Origin of the sequence: Bacillus sp. FJAT-45350, from assembly GCF_002335805.1 — a bacterium.
In the GTDB taxonomy this organism is placed as follows: Bacteria; Bacillota; Bacilli; order Bacillales; family NISU01; genus FJAT-45350.
Window position 1 is genome coordinate 1220376 of record NZ_NISU01000001.1, and the last position, 24644, is coordinate 1245019.

Here is a 24644-nt window from a genome sequence, read left to right on the forward strand (position 1 = left end):
GGGGGCTGATTATGAATACCTCACTGGTTGATATAAAAGGGATAACCAAACATTATAAAAATTTTTCTTTAGGTCCAATCGATTTTCAAGTGGAGAAGGGAACGGTCGTTGCGGTAGTAGGGGCCAATGGCTCTGGCAAAAGTACTTTTTTTAGAATAATGATGAATCTCCTTCAAGTAGACGAAGGATCGATCAACATCTTTGGCCAAAACCTCGTTGACAATGAGACCGAAATTAAGCAAAAGTTCGGATATGTTGGTGACTTACTTGAACCATTTAGTTATTTAACGATTAAAGAACTTTCTTCCTTAATCGCCTATTGGTATCCGACATGGAATCAACAGCACTATTCCTTAATGCTTAAAAGGTACAACATTGATGAAGCTCAAAAATATGGAAAATGCTCAAAAGGAACGAAGAAGAAAGTGGAGTTTATCTTTGCGCTGTGCCATGATACAAAGCTATTGTTGCTTGATGAACCATCAGCAGGTCTGGATATCATGTCACAAAGAAAAATAAAAGAAGATATCATGGATTATATGGAAGACGGGGAACGAAGCTTGGTAATAGCTACCCATAATTCTGAAGAAGTGAAGCAATTATGTGATTATATTTCTATATTAGTAGAAGGGAAGATCATTCACACATTTGAAAAGGATGAACTTCATGAGAAATGGGCACGGTTATGGGTATCTCGTATTACAGATAAAATGAGAAGCCATGCACATGTATTACGGATAGAAGAGGACCCTTTGCAAATCGTAACAAATGATTTGACAGTTATTGAACAAGAACTGGAACAGGAAGGTATTGAAATTACCCATATGAATCGTTTATCACTCGAAGAAGTCATTGAATATCTCATTGGTCAGGGAGAATAACGAGCAGAAGAGTAAAAAAATGATACTAGGATATGAAGGTGAAAATATAGTTTAATTTTGGGGGTCCTATGAAAAAAATAATAAAAAGTATTAGTATTGCAATCGTGTTATTGATTGTTGTTAGTTATTCATTAAATGAGTTATCTCAATCAAGAACGTTCCAATTCTTCGGTGGTTTAGTTAATAGTGTCGAAACAAATGAAAAAGTAGTAGCCTTAACATTTGATGATGGTCCAGGGGTAAATACACATGAAATATTAGATATTTTAAGAAAACATGATGTGAAAGGTACTTTCTACTTAACTGGGTATGAAATTGAGAAACATTTTGACGATGCGATTCAAATTGTGCAAGAAGGACACGAAATTGGAAATCACTCCTATTCGCATCAAAGAATGGTGTTTAAATCTCCATCTTTTATTAAAAAAGAAATAGATAAAACGGATGAGCTAATACGACAAATCGGTTATGAGGGAGAAATCACTTTCCGCCCACCATACGGAAGAAGGTTAGTTTTGTTACCATATTATCTATCTAGGGATGATAGGTATACCATTTACATGAATATAGAACCTGATTCTTATCCAGAAATTGCGGCTGATTCTAGTAAAATTGTACATCATGTTGAAGAAAATATAAGACCAGGTTCAATTATTTTATTGCATGTTATGTATGAAAGTAGGAGAGAATCTCTCCATTCAGTAGAAGGTATTATTACCTCGTTAAAAGAACAAGGATATACATTTGTCACAATTTCGGAATTATTAGAATATGAAAATCAAGAATGATATTAACATTAAGTTGGAGACAGAATTTGTTTGGAGGGATTACTTTGACAGTAGAAAAGACTTTAAAGGTTTGTGAAAAGGGACATAAGTATTTCAAAAGTAGTGAGTGTCCAAGTTGTCCTACCTGTGATAACGAGAATAAGCCTAATAGTGGCTTCCTTTCAAAACTCAGTTCACCTGCAAGAAGTGCATTGGTTCACGAAGGGATTGACACTTTGCAAAAACTATCAAAGTACACTGAAAAAGAAATATTAAAAATTCATGGCATTGGACCAGCTTCCTTACCTACTATGAGAAAGTCATTAGAAGAAGAAGGTTTATCATTTAAAGAATAATTATTTTTTCCTTTCCATTCAAACACAGATTGTGAATTGATGTACTTCAACAAAACCAGCTAATAGTTTGTCAATATTTTTCAATAAAAACTTAAAATCTTTCATGCTATACTAAAATGGGCATACCAAATAACCTTCCACTCCCTAATGATTGGAAGGTTTTACCTTGTTTAGTTAGGGTTCTTAATTAGGCTATATCTTGGAAAGTGGTTCTGTTTTTTAAAAGGGCATAGATCCAGTGTAAAAGCTTATTTACACAAGCAATGACGGCTACCTTAAATAATTTACCTTCATTTCGTTTTTTGTCGTAAAACTCCCTTAATTTCTTGTTTCTAGGGATGATCTCATCAGTTGTTTTTTGTTTACGGCAATCACGAATACCAGAACGAACAGCCATATATAGGGCGTGCCGCAACCTACTTGATCCTCGTTTTGTAATGCGAACGAGAGTGGCTTTGAATTTATCTGACTCAAATACCTCTGGATCAACTCCAGCAAATGCGACAAGTTTTTTTGGGTGATTAAACCGATCTATTTCCCCAATTTCGGAAATGATCGTTGCCGCGATTTTTTCTCCTATACCTGGGATAGATTGGATAATCTTATATTCTTCAATTTCTTTTGCGAGAGTATCTATCTCAGTCTCCAACTCTGATAGATGCTTTTTGTATTGAAGAAGCATATTAATATACATACTTAGACTCAGTAAATGACTCTGATAAAGTGTCTTTTGAAATGGATTCCGAACTGCTGCTTGTTTTAGTCTTTGAGCTTTTTCTTCTGCCCATTTTATTGAACGACTTTTACATAATTCCTTAATTCTATTAGTCAATGCGTTCTCAGTAACAGCTGAAATATCTTCTGATGCAGGATATTCTTTTAAAACAAGCAGAGACACAACAGAATATAAGTCACCAAAAACCCCAGTGTATTCAGGAAATACTTGAACAAGCACTGCTTGAAATTGTAGTTTAGTTTGCACATACAATCCAGTAATATTCTCATGTTGCCTTGTAAGATTACGAAGGTTCAAGAGTTGAATGCCACGCTTCTTATATGGCTCTAAATCCTCTTTGTAGTAAAGCTCACAAAGACGATAGGCATCAATGGCATCGGTCTTAACTTTTCGTAAACTAGAGCTTTTGGCTCTATGGGAAATCAAAGGATTAACAATGATTAATAAATACTGATGTTCCTCTAGAAACTGGACCACTGGTGCATGGTAATGTCCAGTAGCTTCTAAAACCACCGAAGGTTGTATACCTGTTTTAGCTTTTAGACCTTCCAGATACTCAAGTAATGATCCTAGCCCATCAAGGTCATGTTTGATACTAAAGCTTTTATGATAGGGTTTCCCCTTATCTAAAAACGCCTGAACTTCACTTTCTCCTTTTGACACATCCAGACCAACGACTGGATTCATTCTAAATCTCCTCCTCATTTTTAACTTGCCAGTAACCCCTAATTCCTCCTAGTAGTATCATAGCTTCGCTTGTTATACGAGATCTAAGTCCCAACCAGCCTCAAACATGTTTCTACCAGTAGGGGGTGAACGGTTTAGTTGACGGGATCTAAGTCCCACGGGGGCGGACGTTCTACCCTGGCTACTGCTATAATAAGACCATATAAAAAAAGGTCAACCAGAAATATTTTCTTATCTGGTTAACCTTATAATACGAACGGAGGCGTTTCTCTTAGAAGGTATAGACATTATCGCTGGCAGAGGGGGCTATTCTTTTGATTAACGTCTTAGAGAACATATATGAATTATCGATTGTGTTAAGGGAGGAGTTTCAAATGCCAGTAATTATAACAAGTATTTTTTCAGCTATAATAATTTTCATTACTGTTTTTTCTATGATTAAGGTATTAAGTATAGCTTATAAAAGAAAAGAAATTTCAGTTTTAAAGTTTAGAATTATAGCAGTTTCATTAATAGTGGTAGGTATGTTTATTGCTTCTATTTTACCTTTTGGTTATCAAAAAATATATGAAATAATCATTTAATTGTTGAAGATGTGAAAAATGTACACTTAAAGTAATTTCATAAGTTTATTTGTAGACAAATTACAAGAAAAGAATCCACATATACAAATTTAAGAATTACTAAAAAATTTACATAATTACTGAACAGAGAGCGTTTGGATGGATATTATTAAGGAGTTGGTCTAGTTGAAATTTTTTATTCTTCTTGTGTTTTGCCTGCCTTTAATTGCAGGATGTTCTAATTTCGAAAAGGGGAAAGAGATTAGACTTATGGGTCAATTGAAACCTGATGAAGAAAATCAATATTATTTTTATTCTTTCTGGAGTGCAGTTCCTTCTGAAGATTGGGAAACGACAGAAACAAACGAAGAACTAAGAAGAGAATTTGAAACTTACTTTTCATTTGATGCTCCAGTAGGGAAGTTACATTTATATTCATATCTCTTCCCTAGTTCTAGTAAGTTTAATGATTATGTTGAAGTTTTGGGAATAGATGAGTTCCCGACATTTGTAATTTTAGATAGTGAAGGGGTTGTATTAAAGACAACTGATGTACAGGAACTTTTAGACTTTATAAATGACTTACCCTATGCTTTTGTTGAAGAATAAGTGTTTATTGTTCCTAAAGTAACAGAGTAAAAGAGGGAACAACAACGAAATAGTGAGAGTACCTAATCATTCAAATACTTCCAATCAACTTCTTGACTATCAACGAGCAATTCGATCGTGCTCAAATGATTTGTATCAGTTTTGATATCATATTTAGTCACGAGGAGACTCATAGAATATTGATCAATATTTAAGTTAATACTGCTTCGATAAAAAAAGTTCTGTTTATCTTTATCAGGGTTTTTAACATCAATTGATAGTGTATACTTCAAAGTGTTATTATAATAATGATCCTCATGTATTTTAAGCTCTATAGTAGAAAGGTCAGTTAAAATGGATTGAATCATGTGCTTATCATCAATCGTAACTGTTGCTGTTGGTTCTTTTTTATTTTCAGAAAGGTCGTTAATTGTAATTGAGATATTCTTAACAACAGTATGCTCATTCAGGTTATCTGAATAAAGCTCTGCAAATGATGTATATTTCGCTGCCTCTGTTGCATAAAAGAAACCAATAATAGCGATAACGCTTAATACCATTATGGTAAGTGAAGCAAGGTGTTTTGTACCTTTCAAATACTTCCATTCCATCACAGACTGAAAGCTAAGGGATACAATAAAATATAAAATAAAAATCCATTTTAACGTTTCGAGATTTTGGTAATCGAAAATAATGAACAGAAGTGAGACAAAGGTTAAGGCAATGATCCCTTCACCCCACCGTTCAATCTTTTTCCCATCTGTTTCTGAAACCTTCGTTACTTCACCTCTCACTAGAAATAATCGCGAAATTCCACTAAGGATAACAACGATTACTGTTAGTAAAGAAAAAAATATAACTACATCCACAAAATCCCTCCTGTAAAAAAAACAGCATAACCTAATACCTTTTTGCCATTTTATCATCAATTTGGATTGATTAGGGTGATTTTGTAAGAAAGAATTTTTCGGGGGATTATTGACAACAAGTGTAATACAATAGATAATTAAATTATTCCGACGATGGTGTCGACGGTATAATTTAATTTAATTCATTGGTGGTGAAGAGCATGAAGATTACAATCTTAACGTTAGGTAGTAGAGGCGACGTACAGCCGTATGTTGCGCTTGCTAAGGAACTTATTAAAAACCACCATGAAGTAGTCATTTGTACGGGTGCCACTTTTAAGGGTTTTATAGAAGAGAATGGGATTTCTTTTCACACAGCATCTGCTGATTTAATGGCAATTATGGAGAGCGAGGAAGGAAGTAGGGTATTTAACGGTGGAAGCTTTAATTTATTTAAAATGATGAAATTTTCAAAAGTGGTGATTACTCCAGCTTATAGAAGGAGCATGGATGACTTTTATCAGGCTTCACAAGAAGCGGAGTTGATTATTTATCACCCAAAAGCTCTTGGTGCTGTTGATATAGCTTTACATTACAATATTCCTTGTATTTGCTTACCACCTGTCCCAATTATGTACCCAACAACAGAATTTCCGAATTTCGCTGTATCACCAAATAAAAACTTAGGTCCTGTATTAAATAGATTGTCCTATAAAGTAGTGACATTAAGTGAGCTACCTTTTATAAAACAAATCAATGATTTTAGAGAAAAAACATTAAGGTTACCAAAGAGAAAAGCAGGACTTTACACTTATGAAATGAATGATACGCCGATTCCGATACTTTATCCAATTAGTCCCTTTCTTTTTAAAGAAGTAGACAGTTGGAAGGAACGCGTGTTTTTATCAGGCTTTTTCTTTTTAGATTTAGAAAAAGAAACACTATCTAATGAAATAGAAGAATTCCTAAAAAAAGACAAGAAGCCTATTGTGGTATCCTTTAGTTCTATGCCTTTAAAGAACCCATCAAGTTTTAAACAAAAATTGATTAAGGCGTTAAAGGAAACAGATAATCGAGCAATTGTGTTAACAGGAACAAGTGGTATGAAATTTAATCATGAGGAGGATATACTCGCGATTGAAAAAGCACCTCACCGCCTTCTTTTTAAACGTGCGAAAGGTATTATTCATCATGGCGGTGTTGGAACAATGTCTGAAGCTCTATTGAGTGGAGTACCACAGTTAATCATGCCGTTTACAGTGGATCAGCCGTTTTGGGCATATAAATTATATAAAAAAAGATATTCGATAAAGCCTTTGCGTGAAAAAAATCTCAAAGTGTCTGACTTAGTACATGCATTAGAACAAATGGAAAGTAAAGATTATATAAAAAACGCACAGAATGTAAAAAACGTAATTAATTCAGAAAATGGTTTACAAAGAGCAGTAAAATATATAGAAAACGTATTAGATGAAAGGTAAAAGGGGTGAAGATTTGCCGAAATCAACATTTTTTAAACTTACAGAGGAAAAACAAAAAAATCTAATAGATGCCGCTATGTATGAATTTGCTAGATCTACGTTTGACGAAGTCAAAATATCAAACATAATAAAGTTGGCAAAAATTCCACGAAGTAGTTTTTATGATTATTTTGATGATAAAGAGGATTTATTCCGACACCTTCTATCTATCATTAAAGAAAAGAAGCAAAGTTATATGGTTCCCTTCTTACAAAAAGAATCGTCCTCTTTTTTTGAGAGTTTTCACGAGCTACTTAAAGCAGGGGCATTGTTTGCAGCCAAGCATCCTGAATATGAAAAAATTGCAAAGAAATTATATGAAAATAAGCAGCTTATGCAAGAAATATTAGGAGAAGATCAACAAAGTGTTGTTAGTATATATGAAGGGCTTATTAATAGTGGTATACAATCTGGGGAGCTTAAGCCAAATCTTGATGCAAAATTTATTTCTGAATGTATTTATCATTTGACAGCGAATTTTGTGGATGGGTTTAAAGATAATAGCGGTGAGACAGTATGTGACTCCATTAATAAAAAATCAGAAAAATTACTTTCTTTATTGAAGGATGGTATTGGTGATTACTAAAGAAAATCAAATTTTACGATAAGGACCACTTTCTTTTCTTCAAACAACAGGGAACGAATCTTCAACTTTGGAGGAATTCCCCACTTTTGTTATTTTAAATAATGAAGGATTTGTATTAAGGACAACTGATGTAAATGTCCTTTTAGAATTTATAAATGCTTTACCTGATATTGAGCACGAAGAATAACTATTATTCTTATTGCACTAACCCACCCATATATATAATGGGGATATCAATTATGACTATAATGAAAAGGGGTATATATTGTGATAATTAATATTATTACTGGATTTCTTGTATTAGGAGTTAGCTTATTTGTTTTAGCTGGATGGCTTATTTTTGTCGCTTCCTATCAAACTTTAATATTAATTCCCATAATGGCGATTTTATTATGGATAGTAGCTGTCATTGGAGATAGAAAGATAGTCAGATTTAGATTTGGATTTAGAATTTTACAAATACTCCTTGCTGCTTTAGCTTTAATTTATTTGATTATTGTTATGTTATCTTAAATTTCCTTAAAAACGTTTGTGACGTTCACCTAAAGTAATGGGGGCATTAGTTTAGGTGCTAACGTGTAGCCTATCAAAAAAGACTTTATAAGAGGAGAGTCAATATGGAAGTAGTATATTTTGCAGGTGGATGTTTATGGGGAGTACAAGCTTTTGTAAAAACTTTACCTGGAGTTAAGTTTACAGAAGCGGGAAGAGCTAATGGAACAAGCCATACACTTGAGGGTGATTATGATGGCTACGCCGAATGTGTAAAAACAGGATTTGATCCGAAGATTGTAACGATCAAGGAATTGATGGGATATTTATTTGAAATTGTTGATCCATACAGTTTGAATAAACAAGGGCAAGATGTTGGTGAGAAATACAGAACAGGAGTATATAGTGAAAACCCTGAACACTTAAAAGAGGCGATGGCGTTTCTTAGTGAGAGAAATGATTATGACCTTATAGTTGTTGAAGTATTACCTCTTACAAACTATGTGAGAAGTGCAGAAGAACATCAAGATAGGTTAGCTAAATGTCCCAATGATTATTGTCATATTCCAGAAGAAATATTAAGTAGATATAAGTAATGAAGAATAAGAAATGCTTTACCCTAATAAGGGGAACAGAACCGTTTAATCATTTTCAACAATCGGGTAGCTTTAACGAAACAAAAGGAGTTGTCGCATCGTTACGACAGCTCCTTTTTAGTGTTCGAGAGCAGTTTGTTTTAATAAAGAATTCTACGTTTTTACCAATAAACAGGTTAATAATGTTACGATAAAAAGGCAAAACATAAACAGGCAAAACATAAACAGTTTTCTGGAGGTAAGAAATGTTTACTGATGTTAATTGGGCTATTGCAATTTTTAACTTCTCTCTGTATTAGTAGTCACATATATTTTTTACCTTTACATTTATTGAAGTAAGGGAAGCATGAGTTTTGGAAATGTTGCAAGGGCAGTTCCTATTGTTGTTGAAGAAATGCCGCCCTTTTATAATAGGAGCGTACAAAGTTTGGTCAGACTGTATAACTAATTGTAAAATAAGAAGTATATTAAATTGGAGATAGAATCAGTTTGGAGGGATTATTTTGACATCAGATAAAAATTTAAGGGTTTGTGAAGAAGGTCATAAGTATTACAAAAGCAGTGATTGTCCAAGTTGTCCTACCTGTGATAAAGAGAATAAACCTGAAAGTGACTTCCTATCGAAACTAAGTTCACCTGCAAGAAATGCCTTAGTTCACGAAGGGATTGATACTTTACAAAAACTCTCAAAGTACACCGAAAAAGAAATTTTGAAAATCCATGGTATTGGACCTGCTTCCATACCAACTATGAGAACTTCATTAGAAGAAGGGTTATCATTTAAACAATAATCATTGATTTTCCTTTCAAATATAGAAAAAGGAAAAACAAACTTAAATGTCAAATAGTACAGTGACAAGAAAGGAGTGATTACTATAGAAATTTTTGACTCGCATCTACATATTATTAATCGAAAATTTCCGTTGTATGAAAATCAAGGTTATTTACCGAAACCTTTCACTTGTGAGGATTATTTGGAATATGTAAAAGACTTGAACGTAGTTGGGGGAGCTGTCGTTTCAGGTTCTTTTCAAAAATTTGATCAAACTTATCTAGAAGATGCGTTAAAAATTTTGGGCAAAAATTTTGTTGGAGTAACTCAATTGCCTTACAATACCTCCGATGAGGAGATTATTCGTCTTAATGATATTGGTGTAAAGGCCATACGTTTTAATGTGATGCGTGGTGGATCTGAAGATGTATCATATTTAGAGTCCTTTTCTAAAAGAGTGTATGAATTAGTAGGATGGCATACTGAGTTATACATTGATTCAAAAACCCTAATAGAAATTACCCCAATTATAAAGGAGCTTCCTGCAGTTTCCGTTGATCATCTTGGATTAGTTAATGAGGGATTTAGTAATTTACTATCTTTAGTTGATAAAGGTGTAAAAGTAAAGGCAACTGGTTTTGGACGAGTTGATTTAGATGTAAAGAGTGCTTTGTTATCAATTCATAATGTTAATCCTCATGCGCTAATGTTTGGAACGGATTTACCTTCTACAAGAGCGAAGAGACCTTTTCAAGATTCGGATATAGAGCTAATAAAATCTATTTTTGACGAGGAACAAGCAAGTAAAATTTTATATAAAAATTCTTTCAATTGGTATTTTATATAAATTTTAGATATAATAAAATCAGTAAATTCTGAATTATTACATCGAAATTGAGCGAGCGCTCGGTCATAGATTGGGAGGAGAAAACAAGAAAATGGAGTTAAGATTAAATGAAGAACAGCAAATGATGAAAAAAATGGTAAGAGAATTTTCGAATGAGATCATAAAAAAAGCTGTAGTTGAGATGGAAGAATCAGATGAATTTCCGCTTGAAACGATTCGGAAAATGGGGGAATTAGGTTTAATGGGCATACCAATTCCACAAAAATATGGTGGAACGGAAATGGATTTTATTTCGTATATTCTAGCCATTAATGAAATATCAAAAGTAAGTGCAACCATAGGAGAAATTGTTTCAGTTCATACTTCTGTAGGGACAAATCCTATCTTATATTTTGGAACAGACGAACAAAAAAATAAATATATTCCCAAATTAGCATCTGGGAAATTTATTGGTGCCTTTGCTCTAACTGAGCCGAGTGCGGGTTCAGATGCTGCAAACATTCGTACTACTGCAGAAAGGAAGGGAAATAAATATATTGTCAATGGTTCAAAAATGTTTATTAGTGGTGCGGGTGCAGCAGATATTTATATTACCTTTGTAGTTACTGACCCTACAAAAGGTAAAAAGGGAATTTCCACTTTAATTATTGATAAAGATACTCCAGGTTTTTTTATAGGGAAAAAAGAAAGAAAAATGGGATTACATGGGTCAAATACATGTGAATTATTCTTTGAAAATGCAGAAGTGCCAGTTGAAAATCTACTTGGAGCAGAGGGAGAAGGTCTTAAAATTGCATTAGGTAATTTAGATGTTGGGAGAATAGGTATTGCCGCGCAATCACTTGGTATAGCAGAGGCTGCTTTAGAGGCTGCTATACAATATGCAAAAGAGAGAAAACAATTTGGTAAACCGATTTCTGCTCAACAAGGATTATCATTTAAACTTGCGAACATGGCGACTAAAGTGGAGGCAGCCAAATTATTAGTCTATCAAGCAGCTGACCTTAGAAATAAAGGAATTCCTTGTAGTAAAGAAGCCTCTATGGCTAAGTGTTTTGCATCGGACACTGCCATGTATGTGACAACAGAGGCAATTCAGGTATTTGGTGGCTATGGGTATACAAAAGAATACCCAGTAGAACGATATTTTCGAGATGCCAAAGTAACACAAATTTATGAAGGAACAAATGAAATACAAAGATTGGTTATTTCAAAACACCTTCTGTCCATATAAATAAAATAATGATAAGTATCAAATAGAGGATTATTAAAGCGATCGTCTTTCTTAATTGACTAAAACTGTACAACTATAAGCGCAAACAGATAACCACAAAAGGTGGTTATCTGTTCTTGATTGATTCCAGTAACTTTGTCACTCTGAAATGATGAAAAATCGTCAATCCAATAATAACGAAACTGAAAACCGAGGACATAATTGTGCTGTACAATAATCCTTTTACAACATTTTGATTAAACAACCGTATCATTCCTGTCTCTGAGAGATATAGTTCAATGATTATTATTTATTGAAACCAATGACATTATCCAAAAAGATATAAATATTACTACACAGTACAGGATGATACTAGTCAATGAGAATATATTCTACAATTGGCTCGTTTGCTGAAGAACAAAGCCTAATTGCTCGGTAAAGGTCAGGAGGATTAGGCTTTTTACTGTTCATTGGGAAACAGGATAAATCTTTTGTTTTTAATTACATGAAGGCTTTCCTGAGTCTGTACTACTCGAAGGTGTAAGTCTTTTTTGTCTACGTTGTTCTTGAAGAATTCCTGTTAAAAGGTGTTGAATAACTTTTGATTCAGGTGTTTCGTGACTAGGGTGTGCAAGGTTTATTTCTTCTAATGGATCTTTCGTTATATTATATAATTCCAATTGATCCTGTACTGGTTGAGTTTTGGTAGTTGTGATACAAATTGCAGCCTGTTGATCTTCTGAAATATCTGTCGCTTTTTTTTGTGTCGTTTCAACATCTTCAACGCCTGGATTACTCCAAAATTGTGAATTATCGAAGTAACGGGTGAACTTCCAAATTTCCTTAGAATTCGTATCGCCTGTTGGTAGTTTGACGATGACTGTTTCCAAATGATTAGGCTGTATAACCGCTTCATACGGTTGACCAGTTAGAGTGTATTGATTTAAGCCCTTTGAAAATTCATCATCTGTCATAAAGTAAAGAGCCTCATCCCCTCTAGTAAATCCAGGAGTTCCGTTCATTAATGAAGTTAAGTCACGCCCTACTAGGGGATGGACCTCTGAATGATCTTTTTTCAATTTCATTTGGGCTTCTTGAACATTAATACCCGCAAGTCCTAATAAAGTGGGAACAATGTCCACATGACTTGTTAGCATATCTGTTTCTTTACAGCCAGCAAAGTGTTTAGGACTGTGTATAATGAGTGGAACATGAAGTGCTTCCTCATAGGCATTATGCCATTTTTGAAACAATCCTCCATGTGCCCCAACGAGACTACCATGGTCTGCAGTGAATACCACGATAGTATCTTCATAGAATATAGACTGCTTAAGAGCGGTAAATACTTTATACATTTCATCATCAACCTGCTTATGAAGTGAATAGTATAGTTGCCTGTAAAAAGGTGTATCTATTGTAGGTTGTAATGCCTGCTGATAAACGTCTCGGTAACTACTTTGTGCTGAGGGCTTCGTAAATAAATTTTCATTTGCTGTCGGGGCTTGCGGGATAAAAGGAACGGAAGGATCTACAGAAAAATTAAAGTTAGGTAGTAATTGTGTGAATAGCCCAAATAGGGTAATATCATGCGGATTAACAAAGGATGAAACAATTAACCAAGGCTCGTGATTATTGGTATCAACTTCATCTTCTAAGGAGTGAATTAATCGAACAACCTCTTCAGAATAAACGACATCACGGCCACTTACCCCAATCGCAGCGGATGATGCTGAATTTCGTGGATTTGCTCCATGCGGTTCAGGACCTATCCATCCATCAAAACCATAGGAATCTAGCCGATTTGCATGTAAATAAAGCTGTTGTTTTTCGGGGTCAGGAACTCCAGTTGTTGGGTTAAAGCTTAACATGGCATTATGACTTGCTGGAACGATAAGGTCCTCATCAGAAGCATGCCATTTCCCTTTCCAAAACGTTCGATACCCTGCAGAACGAAAATAGTCACCTAAAGTAGGAACTGTATTGTGATCAAGCCAGTATACATCTGGATCAAAAGCTCCTTTCGCTGCACCTGTCGTTTGAGTGACCCCGTGTAGGGAAGGATACTGGCCTGTGTAAAGAGTTGCTCTACTAGGTGAACAAGCTGTACTTCCAATATAATGATTTAAGAATGTCATCCCATTTTCTGTTAGAAGCTCCTGTGTCTTTAAATGATTTTTACGCCATTCTTTTAGGTCTTCATTTTCATAAACTGTTGGAAATCGTTGCTCATCAACAAGAATTATAAGGAAATTGGGTCTTTTATTTTTTCGCTTAGAACAATCTGGCGAGTGTTTATGTTTGGCCAATTTGACGTCCTCCTAATGAACGAAAGTTATACTTCTGTATCATATGTAAGAAAGTGAAATGTGATTGAATATTTTCGCAAAAAAAGTAACACCTTTTTCCTGCGTCATACTCTGTAATCGATCAACTACCGTTCGAGCACAAGGTTTTCAAGCAATCTATCAAAAAAGCCTTTGCACATCTTTTTAGGGTTGGTCCCAACGGGTATTAACTTGATTATTTAATGTAATCCTGTAGTATGGGAATAAACTATTCATCAAGAACAACGGTTTGAAGTAATTCTCTGTACGAAATTATTTTTATCTTAGGAGGAAAAAGGAACATGGAGGTTTTCACAAAATATTTAACGGGCATCGATAACCCTGATCATCGCGACCGAACAGAAGAAATTTTGGCATGGATTGTTAATAAGTTCCCCAACTTGGAACCACAAATCAAGTGGAATACGCCTATGTTTTCTGATCATGGCACGTATATCATTGGCTTTTCCACAGCGAAGCATCATTTGAGCGTTTCACCCGAAGAAGTAGGAATTGCTCACTTTGCCAATGACATTGAAGATGCTGGTTACAGTGCTACCAAAGGCTTGTTTCGAATTCCTTGGAATGAGCCGGTAAATTACGGGTTGCTTGAGAAAATGATTGAATTTAATATTCAAGATAAAGCAGACTGTTCAACTTTTTGGCGGAGTTAAAGATGGCCGTATAGCTTCTCTTAGGGTGCTATTGCTAGTAGAGTTGAGGAAGGGAAAAGAAAATAATTATACATATTATAATGAATGGAGAGGATTTTTTATGAAAGATGTAAAAACATTTTTAATGTTTCAAGAAGGTAATGCAGAAGAGGCAATGAAATTTTATACATCAATAATTGAGGACTCAAAGATTACAAGTATAGTTAGATATGGAGCAAATGAACCTGGTGAAGAAGGAACAGTAATGCAAGCTACTTTTACTTTAAAAGGGAAAGAGTTTATGTGCATTGACAGTTATATTAAACACGAGTTCTCCTTTACACCTTCTTTCTCAATTTATGTTACTTGTGATACGGACGACGAAATTGAGCAACTCTATCACAAGCTAGTTGAAGGTGGACAGGCACTTATGCCATTGAATGATTATGGTTTCAGCAAAAAGTTTGGTTGGATAAATGACCGTTTCGGAGTTTCATGGCAACTAAACCTTATTGATTAAATTGGAAAAATAATTGCATTTCCATAAAAAAGAACCTTTTATTGATACATCATTAAAAGGTTCCTTTCGTATTATTATTTTTTTACAGCTGAAGCGCTAAATGTATTTGTAGAAGATGAATATGTTACAGTAACATCATGTGGGGTACCACCAATGTTATATTCTCTTGTTTCAGAATTTTGGTTTTGTGTCGTAGGATTTGAGATGTTTCCTCCAGGTAAAGTTTCCTTACTAACAGTTACAGATGAACCATCAGAATAATGAATTGTATAATCTGCGACAACTTTAAATTGATTTGGACCTTGTGGGTCAAGAGTAAGTGAGATATTGCTAATACTTGATACTACTACATCTACAACTGGTACAGTAGGTGAAGCAGGTACAGGCGTGTTATTTAGTAGTGTATACGCGTTACCGAAGTAATTATCGTCACTTAAATCATCAGTAGAATAGGATACAGTTCCACCAGGAGTTAATCCTGTTAAAGTTACTACTTCATCCTCTGTTTCACCATTACTTAACGTTTTAATTACTTTAAATGAAAGTGAATATGTTGCTGTTTCTTCATTCCAGACAAAGTTTGGTGCCCCATCTTCAGTACCTAAATCAATTGAGTATTCAGTAATAACAGCCCAAACGTCAACATCAACTGTTGAACTGTTATTGCTATGAGTTAGTCCAGCCTTTTGACCATTATGAAACTTAGTTTCCGTTTTAACTTCAATGTTTGTTAGTGCATGACTATCTAGGTCGACAGTTGCAGTAAATCCGTAAGTTTTTGGTTGGCCTGGAATTGCCCAAACTAAATCAGCTTTTTGGCCACCTACTGTAATGTACAAATTAGCTAAATCATCACGAGCACCATCAATAACTACTTCACCAGATACAACCTGTGATGTACCAAAGTAACCAGAAATAGAGCCAAATGTAGTAATTTGTGCTGTTTCAATGCCATTTGTATTTCTCCCGTCCTCTTGAATAACAGGATTTGATCCAGCAGCTGGTGCTTTAGTTGGTCCTTTTGCTAATACCCCAGAATTTAACCCCAATACTAAAGAACCTGTTAACAACACTGTAACAACTTTTTTCTTATTCATTTTCATTTCTCCTCTTAAATAATATTCTTATAGCATTAAAATAAGAGGGTCGGTTACACTACTAGCTCGACATAGTCCAAGTGTCCAGATAAAGACTATGCTTCATAGCTCCCCTAGAAAAGGGTCGGTTACATTACTTACTCAAAATAACCCAACTATTCAAATAAAAGTTAATTTATAAGAAAAATAGTATCCTTATTTAGTCTTAGATTAACCGATAAGTAAATAGTCTTATATTTTGTATTATATTCCGTTAATTTCCTGTTGTAAAGTGACTAAAAGTCATAACTGATTATAATTTTGATAAAAAATTTTCTACCATAATTTCACATATAAGATCTATAATAAATTAGGGAATCTTAGTTGTCCTGATACTTTAATAGAAGAGAAGAGGTATGATCTTATTGTTTGAACTATTTAATAAGAAGCCTGATTTCCAAATTCCCTCAACTGGAATTGATGAAATTGAAGAATTAGTAGTAGGAGGCGTGAAGCAGAAAGTATTAATTCAATCTTTAAATAAAGGAAATCCTATCCTATTATTTTTACACGGTGGACCATCCTTGCCATTCCCTGGTATCTCATCAAGAGGGAAAGACTATACAATTGTATCGAATACGAAAAAACTTGTGGAACATTATACAGTTGTATTTTGGGATCAGAGAGGGACAGGAAAGTCTTATAACAAAAACATTCCTCAAGAAACAATGAACTTTAACCAATTTATTAGCGATGCAAATGAAATAATAGATTACTTGATGATGAAATATAAGAAAAAGAAGATATATCTTGCGGGTCACTCTTTTGGATCATTGATAGGAATGTACTTAATTAACCAATACCCAGAGAAGTTCTATTCATATATAGGCTTGTCACAGATTATTGATTGGACAGAAAACGATAGATTGAGCTTGAAATGGCTGAAAGAGGAGGCTGAAAGAAGAAAAGATTTAAAAGCTTTAAAAGAGCTTAAAGCTGTTGGCAAACCTCCTTATATAGAGAGCTTCAAGCAATGGGGGGTAATAAGGAAATGGCAAATGAAATATAAAACTATGATTTATTCTGATGAACACGTTAAAACTCCCGGATTATTTAAGATTGCCTCAGATATGTTTTTATCTAAAGACTATAGTTTTGGGGATATAGTAAACACTTTTTATAGAGGATTTAAACTAATTTATACTGACGAATTTATTAGGAATATCCCATCTATTAATATTCAAAAAGATATTTTATGTTTAAGAGTACCAACTACTTTTATTCATGGTAAAAAAGATGTACATGTACACTCAGAACCTTTAATTTCATTTGTAAAGAATATCAAAACAGAATATGAACCAAGAATTATTTGGGCTGAAAAATCATCTCACGTATTTCATCCTGATGATACAAAACAAATAGAACAAATTATTATTGAAGAATTAAAACACTTAATAAGTTAGTATAAGAAATTTAATTTCTTATAACAGAGGTAGTTATTATTGATACTATGTTGTTTTTAATGATACGCTACTAGAGAAAGCTCTATTGAATAGGGTTTTATATCTTAAAAACATAAATTATAAGGATTTGATAAAATGATACTAAAGCCGATTGATGTAACAAATGGAAGTACGATTAAGTATTCTGATGTATTTGGCAACCTTGGAAAAGATTTTACAATTAATAAAGGAAATGAAGTTGCGTTTTTCGTTTACGATCAGTATTGCATGAATCCAAGTTGTGATTGTGATGAAGTTATTCTTGAATTTGTAGAAAATAAAAACAATGAAAGATCTGAATTTGCTATTAGACTTTCTTTCGATAAGAAAATGTATTTAATTATTGATAGCTACAAGATTTCAAATACAGAAGTGGACCAGATTGTAAAAGGTTTATTGAAAGATAGTAATGAGGTAATGAACTTCTTTAAGAATCGTTATCAAGATATGAAGAAAAAAGGAATGGAAGTATTAGAAGGAATATCAAAATAATTAATACTGGTTATTAAAAGCGTGTTTCGATGCTATAGAACAACGAAGCTATGGAGTTTTCACTTTTTTAGCCGGGTCCAAAAAATCCTTACTCTCAGGTTGCTGGAAGTAAGGATTTTTTATGATTGACAATGTAAGCGACAAGAAAATCACTTATCAATGCACTTTAAAAGCTGTGATTTCGCCTATTGCTATGAACAAATTCAGCTTTGCGAATGTTGCTCATAATGTTTTTCTATCAGAAATTAACCCACCAGTTGTATAAAATATGATGTTATGCTTGAGGTATAAAATTATACAAGGAGACTTGCTTATGAAAATGTATTTTAGTATTTGGTAATTATTAAATCATTGCATCGACACAATAGCTAAGGAACTTCTTTTAGAAGGGAGAAGAAGCGATGAATAAAAAAATTCTTATTATCAGATTTCTGGTAGTAAGGATTTTTTAACTAGGGTCCAGTTTATTAAATAACAATGCTAGGGTGTAGGGGGTCTAATTTGTAATCAGTTTTCTTGTATGGATGAGCGATAGACTAAACCCCTTACCTCTAGTATTCTCTATAGTAAAGATATCTTTAGTTTTTTTGCGGATGCGATATATTAACGTATTTATTTCTTCAATACTAACATCTGGTATATAGTGGTTAGTATCTTTCCTCTCATTCCAGACATATGCTTTAATTTCATCAGTAGTTACGAAAATATCCCTATTATTAACCAGGAGTTCTATGCATTTATATTCTTTTTCAGAAAACTTATATGTGTAGTTATCCAATATTAATTCGTGTTTTTGCGAGTGTAAATTTATATTCGTAGGGAGTGTTTCGTTCTTGATACATCCCGTAAAATCTGCAGTCTGTTCTATGTTATATGTAGAAAAGGAAAATTTAATCAAGCCAGTAGCTATAGAAATCTTGTCTAAGTGTTTTAGCTGGATTTCTTCATTGGGGTTGATTTGTTTATTATTAATTGTCGTTCCATGTTTACTATATAGGTCTCTGATGAAAAAGAATCCATCTTTAGAGTAAATTTCTAAGTGATTTCTAGATACAAAGATATTGTCGAAAGCAATATCAGGAGTGGCATTCATAACCTTTCGACCAACGATCATTCTAGGGCATTCTATCGAAATAAAAGCTCCTTTTTCATAAGGTGTACCTTGTTCAATAATTATAAAGGAATTCATAATCTTCTCCTTTTACTGAAGTATTATCACTTTTTTGTTATTTACATATTATTCTTTAGCTATTGAGAAGAAATCTACCATTTAATATACTACTAATCGTATTATAAAAAAAGGGGAGTATATTAAAGTGAAATATAAAAAAATAGCAAAAAGAGCCGTATTTATAATTCTATTACTAGCTTTATTCATATTTGTTAATAATAGTTCAATGTTTACAAAGGATCGTAACGGAGAGCCTATGCTTTTAGCACACAGAGGATTGGGACAGACATTTGATATGGTTGGTATTACGGGTGATACTTGTACAGCAGAAAGAATTTTCGAACCAGAACATCATTATCTTGAGAATACCATTTCCTCAATTAAAGCAGCATTTGACGCAGGTGCAGACATTGTAGAAATTGATATTCACCCTACTAAAGATGGGGAATTTGCCATTTTTCATGATTGGACACTAGATTGTAGAACAGATGGAGAAGGGACTACACGAGAGCATACAATGGAAGATTTAAAACAACTAGATGTAGGTTACGGTTATACAGCTGATAACGGGAAATCCTATCCTTTTCGTGGTATGGGAGTTGGGTTAATGCCTACACTTGATGAAGTATTGGAGGAATTCCCAAACAACTCTTTTCTTATACACATTAAAAGTAATGATGCAGAAGAAGGAAGCCAGTTAGCTTTATACCTCTCAAAATATACTGATAGTAGAATAGAGAGTCTTTCTGTTTATGGTGGAGACAAGCCTATTGCTACTTTCAAAGAAACTTTACCTAATATGCGGGTTATGTCTAAAGAAACAATGAAAAGTTGTTTAATACCATATTTAGCAGTCGGTTGGACAGGATATGTTCCTTCATCCTGTGAAAACACGCAACTACACATACCAGAAACATATTTTACTTATTTATGGGGTTATCCAAATAAATTTTTAAATAGAATGGAGAGTGTTGATACAAGAGTTATTCTTGTTGCTGGTAATGGAGGATGGTCAGAAGGGTTTGATCAAGTACAAGATTTGGAGCGGTTACCTAAAGGATATACTGGTGGAATATGGACAAACCGTATTGATATTATTGCCCCACTCATTCAGGCGCAAGACTAAGTAAGCATATATCAATAGTAAGTAGGCGATGCATGAGTAATAAGAGCATCGCTTTTCTTATTTTCTATAATTATCAAATTTTTTTATGGCCACTTGAATAACTTGATTAAAGGTAAATAATTTTGATTTCACTGAACACCAAATAATTTCAACTAAGCGGTAGTGGAACTGATTCTATAATAACAACCTATTGCAGGATATTTGACCATGGGTGGTAAATGTTTAGTAGATAGAACATTTAAAAGGGAGTGGGAAGTATATGAAAACACGAGTAACTGAGATTTTCGGGATCAAATACCCAATTGTTCAAGGAGGACTTGCTTACTTAGCTTATGCAGAACTGGCAGCTGCTGTTTCTAATGCTGGTGGACTTGGACAAATTACTGCAGCAACACTAGGCACACCTGAAAAACTACGTGAGGAAATTCGGAAAGTGCGTACCCTCACTAATCATCCGTTTGGTGTAAACTTTGCGATTGCAAAGCACGACAACGGAGGAAAATATCGGGAATTGCTTGAAGTTGCAATTGAGGAAAAGGTACCGGCTATCTCTTTAACGGGAGCGAACCCACAACCTGTATTTGAGCGAATAAAAGGAGAAACCATTCGTACGCTTGTCCTTGTAGCAGGGGTTAGACAAGCAATAAAAGCAGAAGAACTAGGTGCTGACGCTGTGATGGCGGTTGGACAGGAAGGTGGCGGACATTTAGGGCGGGATGATATTGGTACAATGGTGCTTATTCCTCGTGTCGTAGATTCTGTATCAATTCCTGTATTAGCTAGCGGAGGTATTGGGGATGGACGTGGATTACTCGCAGCACTTTCACTTGGTGCAGAAGGAATTGAGATGGGGACTCGCTTTATTGCAACGAAGGAGTGTATTCAAGCAAATGAGAAATATAAACAGGCAATTGTTAATGCAAAAGAGACGGATACAGTGATTATTAAGAAAACATTAGGCGCTCCAGGACGTGTCCTTAAAAGTGATTTTGCAATGAGTATTATCGAACGTGAACAAGAAGGAGCAACCTACGAAGATTTGAAAGATGTCATTAGTGGTAAAGCGAATCTTAACTATATCTACGATGGAAATGAAGTAGAAGGCTTCGGATGGGCTGGTCAGGTAATTGGCCTTATCAAGGATGTTCCAACAGTACAGGAGTTATTTGATGAGATGATAATGACGGTAGAAAAAGGATCAAGCCGTATCAATAATATTATTGAAAAATAGACATCTAGATAGGTTTCATAACTGAAAAGAAAATGGTTACTTCGGAGAGCATTGAAAAAATTTAAACTAGCCGAATCGAGGCGAAGTAATATCTTTTAGTCGAACTCAAACACACAAAAGAATTGAAGAATATATTGGTTTATTATGGTAGTATTGAGAAAGTATAGTTTAATACAGTACTACTATATATAACTAAAGCGTTTTAAGGAGGCAATTGCTTTGTATGGGTTTGAACAATTATTATTGAATGTTCTTTTTCTAATTGTTTTCCTATTATTTATCCCACTTATTTTAGAATTAAATGGAAATAGTTTTATCAAAAGAAATAAGAGATTCATAGTATGTATTTCTGCCTTATTAGCGATTATTACATGTATGTCTTTTCCCATTCCAATTATGGATGGTTACTTTTTTGACTTGCGTTTTGTTGCCATAACATTTGGAGGATTATATGGTGGCATATCATTGATCCTTTTTTTAACTGGTGGTGCATTGGTTTATCGATTTTTCCTGGGAGGGAGCGGTGCTTATGCTACTGTAATCGTTATAACAATACTATCGACTTTGCTCATTCTTCTAACCAATAAATTTCAGAACTCTTCCAGGAAGAAAAAAATAGTAATTGGTAGCTCACTTTCAGTATTTGCTTCTTTAGTAGCGATCTTAAATTCTACCTTTATTTTCAATGCTGCCTTTTCTTCTTTATTTATTTTTTGGTATTTATCAATAACATTGTGTACGACTGTTTTAGTAATATATTTACATGAGGTTTTTCGTGATAGTGTGCTGATTAATAAAAGAGTTATTAAAGCAGAGAAAATGGAGGTTGTTAGCCACCTTGCTTCTTCAGTATCACATGAAGTGAGAAATCCATTAACGACTGTCAGAGGTTTTCTACAAATGATGGAGCAGTTTGACTTGCCAGAAGATAAAAGTAAAGAGTATATGAAAATTTCAATAGATGAAATTGATAGGGCTAATGATATTATTCGAGATTATTTAACATTTGCTAAGCCCTCTCCAGAAAATATTCAAACACTTAGTATCCGTAAAGAACTACATAGGACAATTCAACTGATAACGCCCTTGGCTAATATGAACGGTGTTGAAATAACAACAAAGATTGATGATTTATTTATAAAAGGTGAAGAGCAATTCTTCCAACAATGCTTAGTTAACATTACAAAAAACTGTATCGAAGCAATGCCACATAACGGCACTCTAAGTATAGAGGCTAAAGAAGAAAATGGTGAACTATTATTGCTAATTGCCGATACTGGTAAAGGAATGACGAAAGAGCAACTAGAACGAATCGGTGAACCTTACTTCACGACAAAGGGAAGAGAAGGGACAGGACTTGGAATGATGGTTTCTATGAATATCATTGAAACAATGAATGGAAAATTAAATGTCACAAGTAAATTAAAAGAAGGAACAAACTTTTACATTCGTTTACCTATTGTTGAAAAAGCGGCGTAATCTAAAAAAAAATAAAAAAGAAATGTTGAGGGACTTAACTAGATGTTAGCCCTAGGGTTAAACACATTTCTTTTTTATTTTAATAGTTACTAATAAATGACAATCTAAAAAGCTACATGTTGTTATGCTTTTTTAACGAGCTTATCAATATGAACAAGAATCGTTTTATGAGCACTAAATAAGCTGCTTTCAACTAATTCACAGCCACCATTGCTGTATATCCAAAGAATTTTATACTCTCTACCTTCATGAAATACAGTATCACCTATTTTAAACATTACCCCTCCCGTACAGCCTAGGGCTAACTTCATAACTATATAGGCAATATAGATTAATAGATATAGGTTTATTTACCTATTAATGAGCAAGAGATCAAGAAGTACTGGAGGAGGTCACTAAAAAAGTGTGATTAGTGGCCTCTACTGGAGCGAACGTAGACCGTACAGCTTTGAATAGCGTCAGGAAAAAATGTGGATTTCCTACGTTAAGCAAAATATAGAATAGAAAAATCGCTTCCTTTACGTGTTTACGAATCGATTTTAATTTGGTTATTTATACTGTTCATTATAATTCTTTTACCATCAACACATGTGGTATACCATCTTCCATAAAGATATCCGAAGAAGTTTTATAGCCTAGATTCTTATAAAATCCCTCTGCTTGTGTTTGCCCGTGCAATTTAACTTTAAACACTTCTTTTTCTTTTGCTATATTTTCTAATGCCTTTATGATATTTTTGCCAAAACCCATTTTGCGATAAGATTTTAAGATACAGATTCGTTCTATTTTACCTACTCCATTGACAAAACGTAGTCTTCCTGTACCAACAGGTTCATCGTTGTAATACATTAAGATGTGTTCACATTTTTCATTAACTGTATCAAACTCATCAAATTCATCTTCAAGCGGTACCTCTTGTTCTTTTACGAATACCTCTTTTCTAATATGAAAGGCTTTTTGTAGATCATTTTCATTTGTAATTTTCTTTAACGCCATTTGCCTTCAGACCTTTCTGAAATTATTTTCTAATCAGTTACAATTAAATGATTATTGTTTTGGGTTAATTTTATTGCAAATGCAACAAAAATGAGCTAAATTTAATATATGATATTTTTGTTGTATTTGCAACAATAAATGCACTAGGGAGGGGAGGTAAGTATGAAGGATATTCTTCGTGAAATTGGGATGATAGCTAGGGCATTAGATTCGATAAGTAATATTGAATTTAAAGAATATGACCTTACAAAAGGGCAGTATTTGTATCTTGTCCGAATATATGAAAATCCAGGTATCATTCAAGAAAAGTTAGCTGAGATGACAAAAGTAGACCGAACAACAGCAGCTCGTGCGATAAAAAAGCTTGAAATAAATGGCTTTATTGAAAAGAAAGAAGATAAACATAACAAAAAAATAAAAAAACTCTTTCCAACAGAAAAAGCGAAAAAAGTTTATCCTTTTATTAAAAGAGAAAATGATTATTCAAACAGTGTCGCTTTAGAGGGATTCTCTGAAAGAGAAGTAGAAAACCTTTTCAACCTGCTTCAAAGAGTAAGGAAAAATACGGAAAAAGACTGGGAGTTTGTAAAAAAGGGTAACAAAAGAGATTATTGATGCTAGA

General features: G+C 33.9%; 28 protein-coding genes and 1 riboswitch. Of the genes, 21 read left to right on the forward strand and 7 right to left on the reverse strand.

Annotated features, from left to right (window positions below; translation table 11 throughout):
• Positions 1 to 11: 11 nt before the first annotated feature.
• From CD003_RS06150 to CD003_RS06160, 3 genes are all read left to right on the forward strand, one after another.
• Positions 12 to 881, forward strand: a complete 870-nt coding sequence (locus tag CD003_RS06150) for an ABC transporter ATP-binding protein (RefSeq protein WP_096200203.1) — start codon at positions 12 to 14, stop codon at positions 879 to 881.
• Between the two features lie 68 nt (positions 882 to 949).
• Positions 950 to 1669: a polysaccharide deacetylase family protein gene (locus CD003_RS06155; RefSeq protein ID WP_096200205.1), complete on the forward strand. Its 720-nt coding sequence runs from the start codon at positions 950 to 952 to the stop codon at positions 1667 to 1669.
• 44 nt (positions 1670 to 1713) lie between these two features.
• Entirely contained in the window at positions 1714 to 2004 is a 291-nt protein-coding gene (locus CD003_RS06160; RefSeq protein WP_096200207.1) for an RNA polymerase alpha subunit C-terminal domain-containing protein, read from the forward strand.
• A gap of 187 nt (positions 2005 to 2191) precedes the next feature.
• Here the strand turns inward: CD003_RS06160 and CD003_RS06165 are convergent, their stop codons facing one another.
• Complete coding sequence (locus CD003_RS06165; protein ID WP_096200209.1) at positions 2192 to 3427, reverse strand: IS110 family transposase; 1236 nt, start codon at positions 3425 to 3427, stop codon at positions 2192 to 2194.
• 374 nt (positions 3428 to 3801) lie between these two features.
• On the opposite strand from CD003_RS06165, the gene CD003_RS06170 reads away from it, so the two are divergent.
• Both CD003_RS06170 and CD003_RS06175 read left to right on the forward strand, forming a co-directional pair.
• Positions 3802 to 4011: a hypothetical protein gene (locus tag CD003_RS06170; protein ID WP_096202268.1), complete on the forward strand. Its 210-nt coding sequence runs from the start codon at positions 3802 to 3804 to the stop codon at positions 4009 to 4011.
• A 165-nt stretch (positions 4012 to 4176) separates the two neighbouring features.
• Positions 4177 to 4599 (forward strand): hypothetical protein, encoded by a 423-nt coding sequence (locus tag CD003_RS06175; RefSeq protein ID WP_096200211.1) that lies wholly within the window; start codon positions 4177 to 4179, stop codon positions 4597 to 4599.
• 62 nt (positions 4600 to 4661) lie between these two features.
• On the opposite strand, the gene CD003_RS06180 is transcribed toward CD003_RS06175, so the two are convergent.
• Entirely contained in the window at positions 4662 to 5447 is a 786-nt protein-coding gene (locus tag CD003_RS06180; protein ID WP_179295454.1) for a DUF4181 domain-containing protein, read from the reverse strand.
• Between the two features lie 200 nt (positions 5448 to 5647).
• On the opposite strand from CD003_RS06180, the gene CD003_RS06185 reads away from it, so the two are divergent.
• The 8 genes from CD003_RS06185 (at position 5648) to CD003_RS06215 (ending at position 11473) form a co-directional block, all read left to right on the forward strand.
• Complete coding sequence (locus CD003_RS06185; protein WP_096200215.1) at positions 5648 to 6907, forward strand: glycosyltransferase; 1260 nt, start codon at positions 5648 to 5650, stop codon at positions 6905 to 6907.
• A gap of 13 nt (positions 6908 to 6920) precedes the next feature.
• Positions 6921 to 7532: a TetR/AcrR family transcriptional regulator gene (locus CD003_RS06190; protein ID WP_179295455.1), complete on the forward strand. Its 612-nt coding sequence runs from the start codon at positions 6921 to 6923 to the stop codon at positions 7530 to 7532.
• 267 nt (positions 7533 to 7799) lie between these two features.
• Positions 7800 to 8045, forward strand: coding sequence for a hypothetical protein (locus tag CD003_RS06195; protein ID WP_096200219.1), 246 nt, complete (start codon positions 7800 to 7802; stop codon positions 8043 to 8045).
• Between the two features lie 104 nt (positions 8046 to 8149).
• Entirely contained in the window at positions 8150 to 8620 is a 471-nt protein-coding gene (locus CD003_RS06200; protein WP_096200221.1) for a peptide-methionine (S)-S-oxide reductase, read from the forward strand.
• Positions 8620 to 8814, forward strand: a complete 195-nt coding sequence (locus CD003_RS22075; protein ID WP_142302852.1) for a hypothetical protein — start codon at positions 8620 to 8622, stop codon at positions 8812 to 8814. The genes CD003_RS06200 and CD003_RS22075 overlap by 1 nt, the downstream gene beginning before the upstream one ends.
• Positions 8815 to 9123: 309 nt before the next feature.
• Positions 9124 to 9411, forward strand: coding sequence for an RNA polymerase alpha subunit C-terminal domain-containing protein (locus CD003_RS06205; RefSeq protein WP_096200223.1), 288 nt, complete (start codon positions 9124 to 9126; stop codon positions 9409 to 9411).
• Positions 9412 to 9495: 84 nt separating this feature from the next.
• Entirely contained in the window at positions 9496 to 10239 is a 744-nt protein-coding gene (locus tag CD003_RS06210) for an amidohydrolase family protein (protein ID WP_096202269.1), read from the forward strand.
• Positions 10240 to 10330: 91 nt separating this feature from the next.
• A complete protein-coding gene (locus tag CD003_RS06215) occupies positions 10331 to 11473 on the forward strand; it encodes an acyl-CoA dehydrogenase (protein ID WP_096200225.1) in 1143 nt (380 codons plus the stop codon).
• 476 nt (positions 11474 to 11949) lie between these two features.
• Here CD003_RS06215 and CD003_RS06220 read toward each other — a convergent pair whose 3' ends face one another.
• Entirely contained in the window at positions 11950 to 13758 is a 1809-nt protein-coding gene (locus tag CD003_RS06220; RefSeq protein WP_096200227.1) for a sulfatase-like hydrolase/transferase, read from the reverse strand.
• A gap of 320 nt (positions 13759 to 14078) precedes the next feature.
• Between CD003_RS06220 and CD003_RS06225 the strand changes: the two genes are divergently transcribed.
• Together CD003_RS06225 and CD003_RS06230 are read left to right on the forward strand one after the other, a co-directional pair.
• Complete coding sequence (locus CD003_RS06225) at positions 14079 to 14450, forward strand: iron chaperone (protein WP_096200229.1); 372 nt, start codon at positions 14079 to 14081, stop codon at positions 14448 to 14450.
• A 100-nt stretch (positions 14451 to 14550) separates the two neighbouring features.
• The gene (locus CD003_RS06230) at positions 14551 to 14949 is read left to right on the forward strand and encodes a VOC family protein (RefSeq protein WP_096200230.1); all 399 of its coding nucleotides are present in this window, start codon (positions 14551 to 14553) and stop codon (positions 14947 to 14949) included.
• A gap of 74 nt (positions 14950 to 15023) precedes the next feature.
• Here the strand turns inward: CD003_RS06230 and CD003_RS06235 are convergent, their stop codons facing one another.
• Entirely contained in the window at positions 15024 to 16046 is a 1023-nt protein-coding gene (locus CD003_RS06235) for a hypothetical protein (protein ID WP_096200232.1), read from the reverse strand.
• 38 nt (positions 16047 to 16084) lie between these two features.
• Positions 16085 to 16168, reverse strand: a riboswitch (cyclic di-GMP riboswitch).
• 282 nt (positions 16169 to 16450) lie between these two features.
• Here CD003_RS06235 and CD003_RS06240 point away from each other — a divergent pair.
• Together CD003_RS06240 and CD003_RS06245 are read left to right on the forward strand one after the other, a co-directional pair.
• Positions 16451 to 17488, forward strand: a complete 1038-nt coding sequence (locus CD003_RS06240; RefSeq protein ID WP_257008216.1) for an alpha/beta fold hydrolase — start codon at positions 16451 to 16453, stop codon at positions 17486 to 17488.
• Between the two features lie 135 nt (positions 17489 to 17623).
• A complete protein-coding gene (locus CD003_RS06245) occupies positions 17624 to 18019 on the forward strand; it encodes a hypothetical protein (protein ID WP_096200235.1) in 396 nt (131 codons plus the stop codon).
• 496 nt (positions 18020 to 18515) lie between these two features.
• Here CD003_RS06245 and CD003_RS06250 read toward each other — a convergent pair whose 3' ends face one another.
• Positions 18516 to 19208 (reverse strand): FHA domain-containing protein, encoded by a 693-nt coding sequence (locus tag CD003_RS06250; RefSeq protein WP_096200237.1) that lies wholly within the window; start codon positions 19206 to 19208, stop codon positions 18516 to 18518.
• Positions 19209 to 19335: 127 nt separating this feature from the next.
• On the opposite strand from CD003_RS06250, the gene CD003_RS06255 reads away from it, so the two are divergent.
• From CD003_RS06255 to CD003_RS06265, 3 genes are all read left to right on the forward strand, one after another.
• On the forward strand, positions 19336 to 20316 hold the full coding sequence (locus CD003_RS06255) for a glycerophosphodiester phosphodiesterase family protein (RefSeq protein WP_257008217.1): 981 nt from the start codon (positions 19336 to 19338) through the stop codon (positions 20314 to 20316).
• A 259-nt stretch (positions 20317 to 20575) separates the two neighbouring features.
• Positions 20576 to 21547 carry an NAD(P)H-dependent flavin oxidoreductase gene (locus CD003_RS06260; RefSeq protein WP_096200238.1) on the forward strand — a complete coding sequence of 324 codons (972 nt, stop codon included), beginning with the start codon at positions 20576 to 20578 and terminating at the stop codon, positions 21545 to 21547.
• Positions 21548 to 21766: 219 nt separating this feature from the next.
• Positions 21767 to 23026 (forward strand): ATP-binding protein, encoded by a 1260-nt coding sequence (locus tag CD003_RS06265; RefSeq protein ID WP_096200240.1) that lies wholly within the window; start codon positions 21767 to 21769, stop codon positions 23024 to 23026.
• A gap of 122 nt (positions 23027 to 23148) precedes the next feature.
• On the opposite strand, the gene CD003_RS21770 is transcribed toward CD003_RS06265, so the two are convergent.
• Both CD003_RS21770 and CD003_RS06270 read right to left on the reverse strand, forming a co-directional pair.
• Positions 23149 to 23304: a hypothetical protein gene (locus CD003_RS21770; protein WP_179295456.1), complete on the reverse strand. Its 156-nt coding sequence runs from the start codon at positions 23302 to 23304 to the stop codon at positions 23149 to 23151.
• A 286-nt stretch (positions 23305 to 23590) separates the two neighbouring features.
• Positions 23591 to 24022, reverse strand: a complete 432-nt coding sequence (locus CD003_RS06270; protein ID WP_096200242.1) for a GNAT family N-acetyltransferase — start codon at positions 24020 to 24022, stop codon at positions 23591 to 23593.
• 162 nt (positions 24023 to 24184) lie between these two features.
• Here CD003_RS06270 and CD003_RS06275 point away from each other — a divergent pair, with 162 nt between their 5' ends.
• On the forward strand, positions 24185 to 24637 hold the full coding sequence (locus CD003_RS06275) for a MarR family winged helix-turn-helix transcriptional regulator (protein WP_096200244.1): 453 nt from the start codon (positions 24185 to 24187) through the stop codon (positions 24635 to 24637).
• Positions 24638 to 24644: the final 7 nt, after the last annotated feature.

Coding starts and splice junctions, on each gene's coding strand:
- CD003_RS06165 (WP_096200209.1), bottom strand. CDS start 3,427: ATGAATCCAGTCGTTGGTCTGGATGTGTCAAAAGGAGAAAGTGAAGTT.
- CD003_RS06225 (WP_096200229.1), top strand. CDS start 14,079: ATGGAGGTTTTCACAAAATATTTAACGGGCATCGATAACCCTGATCAT.
- CD003_RS06155 (WP_096200205.1), top strand. CDS start 950: ATGAAAAAAATAATAAAAAGTATTAGTATTGCAATCGTGTTATTGATT.
- CD003_RS06185 (WP_096200215.1), top strand. CDS start 5,648: ATGAAGATTACAATCTTAACGTTAGGTAGTAGAGGCGACGTACAGCCG.
- CD003_RS06200 (WP_096200221.1), top strand. CDS start 8,150: ATGGAAGTAGTATATTTTGCAGGTGGATGTTTATGGGGAGTACAAGCT.
- CD003_RS06170 (WP_096202268.1), top strand. CDS start 3,802: ATGCCAGTAATTATAACAAGTATTTTTTCAGCTATAATAATTTTCATT.
- CD003_RS06150 (WP_096200203.1), top strand. CDS start 12: ATGAATACCTCACTGGTTGATATAAAAGGGATAACCAAACATTATAAA.
- CD003_RS06275 (WP_096200244.1), top strand. CDS start 24,185: ATGAAGGATATTCTTCGTGAAATTGGGATGATAGCTAGGGCATTAGAT.
- CD003_RS06235 (WP_096200232.1), bottom strand. CDS start 16,046: ATGAATAAGAAAAAAGTTGTTACAGTGTTGTTAACAGGTTCTTTAGTA.
- CD003_RS06215 (WP_096200225.1), top strand. CDS start 10,331: ATGGAGTTAAGATTAAATGAAGAACAGCAAATGATGAAAAAAATGGTA.
- CD003_RS06250 (WP_096200237.1), bottom strand. CDS start 19,208: ATGAATTCCTTTATAATTATTGAACAAGGTACACCTTATGAAAAAGGA.
- CD003_RS22075 (WP_142302852.1), top strand. CDS start 8,620: ATGAAGAATAAGAAATGCTTTACCCTAATAAGGGGAACAGAACCGTTT.
- CD003_RS06230 (WP_096200230.1), top strand. CDS start 14,551: ATGAAAGATGTAAAAACATTTTTAATGTTTCAAGAAGGTAATGCAGAA.
- CD003_RS21770 (WP_179295456.1), bottom strand. CDS start 23,304: ATGTTTAAAATAGGTGATACTGTATTTCATGAAGGTAGAGAGTATAAA.
- CD003_RS06245 (WP_096200235.1), top strand. CDS start 17,624: ATGATACTAAAGCCGATTGATGTAACAAATGGAAGTACGATTAAGTAT.
- CD003_RS06270 (WP_096200242.1), bottom strand. CDS start 24,022: ATGGCGTTAAAGAAAATTACAAATGAAAATGATCTACAAAAAGCCTTT.
- CD003_RS06260 (WP_096200238.1), top strand. CDS start 20,576: ATGAAAACACGAGTAACTGAGATTTTCGGGATCAAATACCCAATTGTT.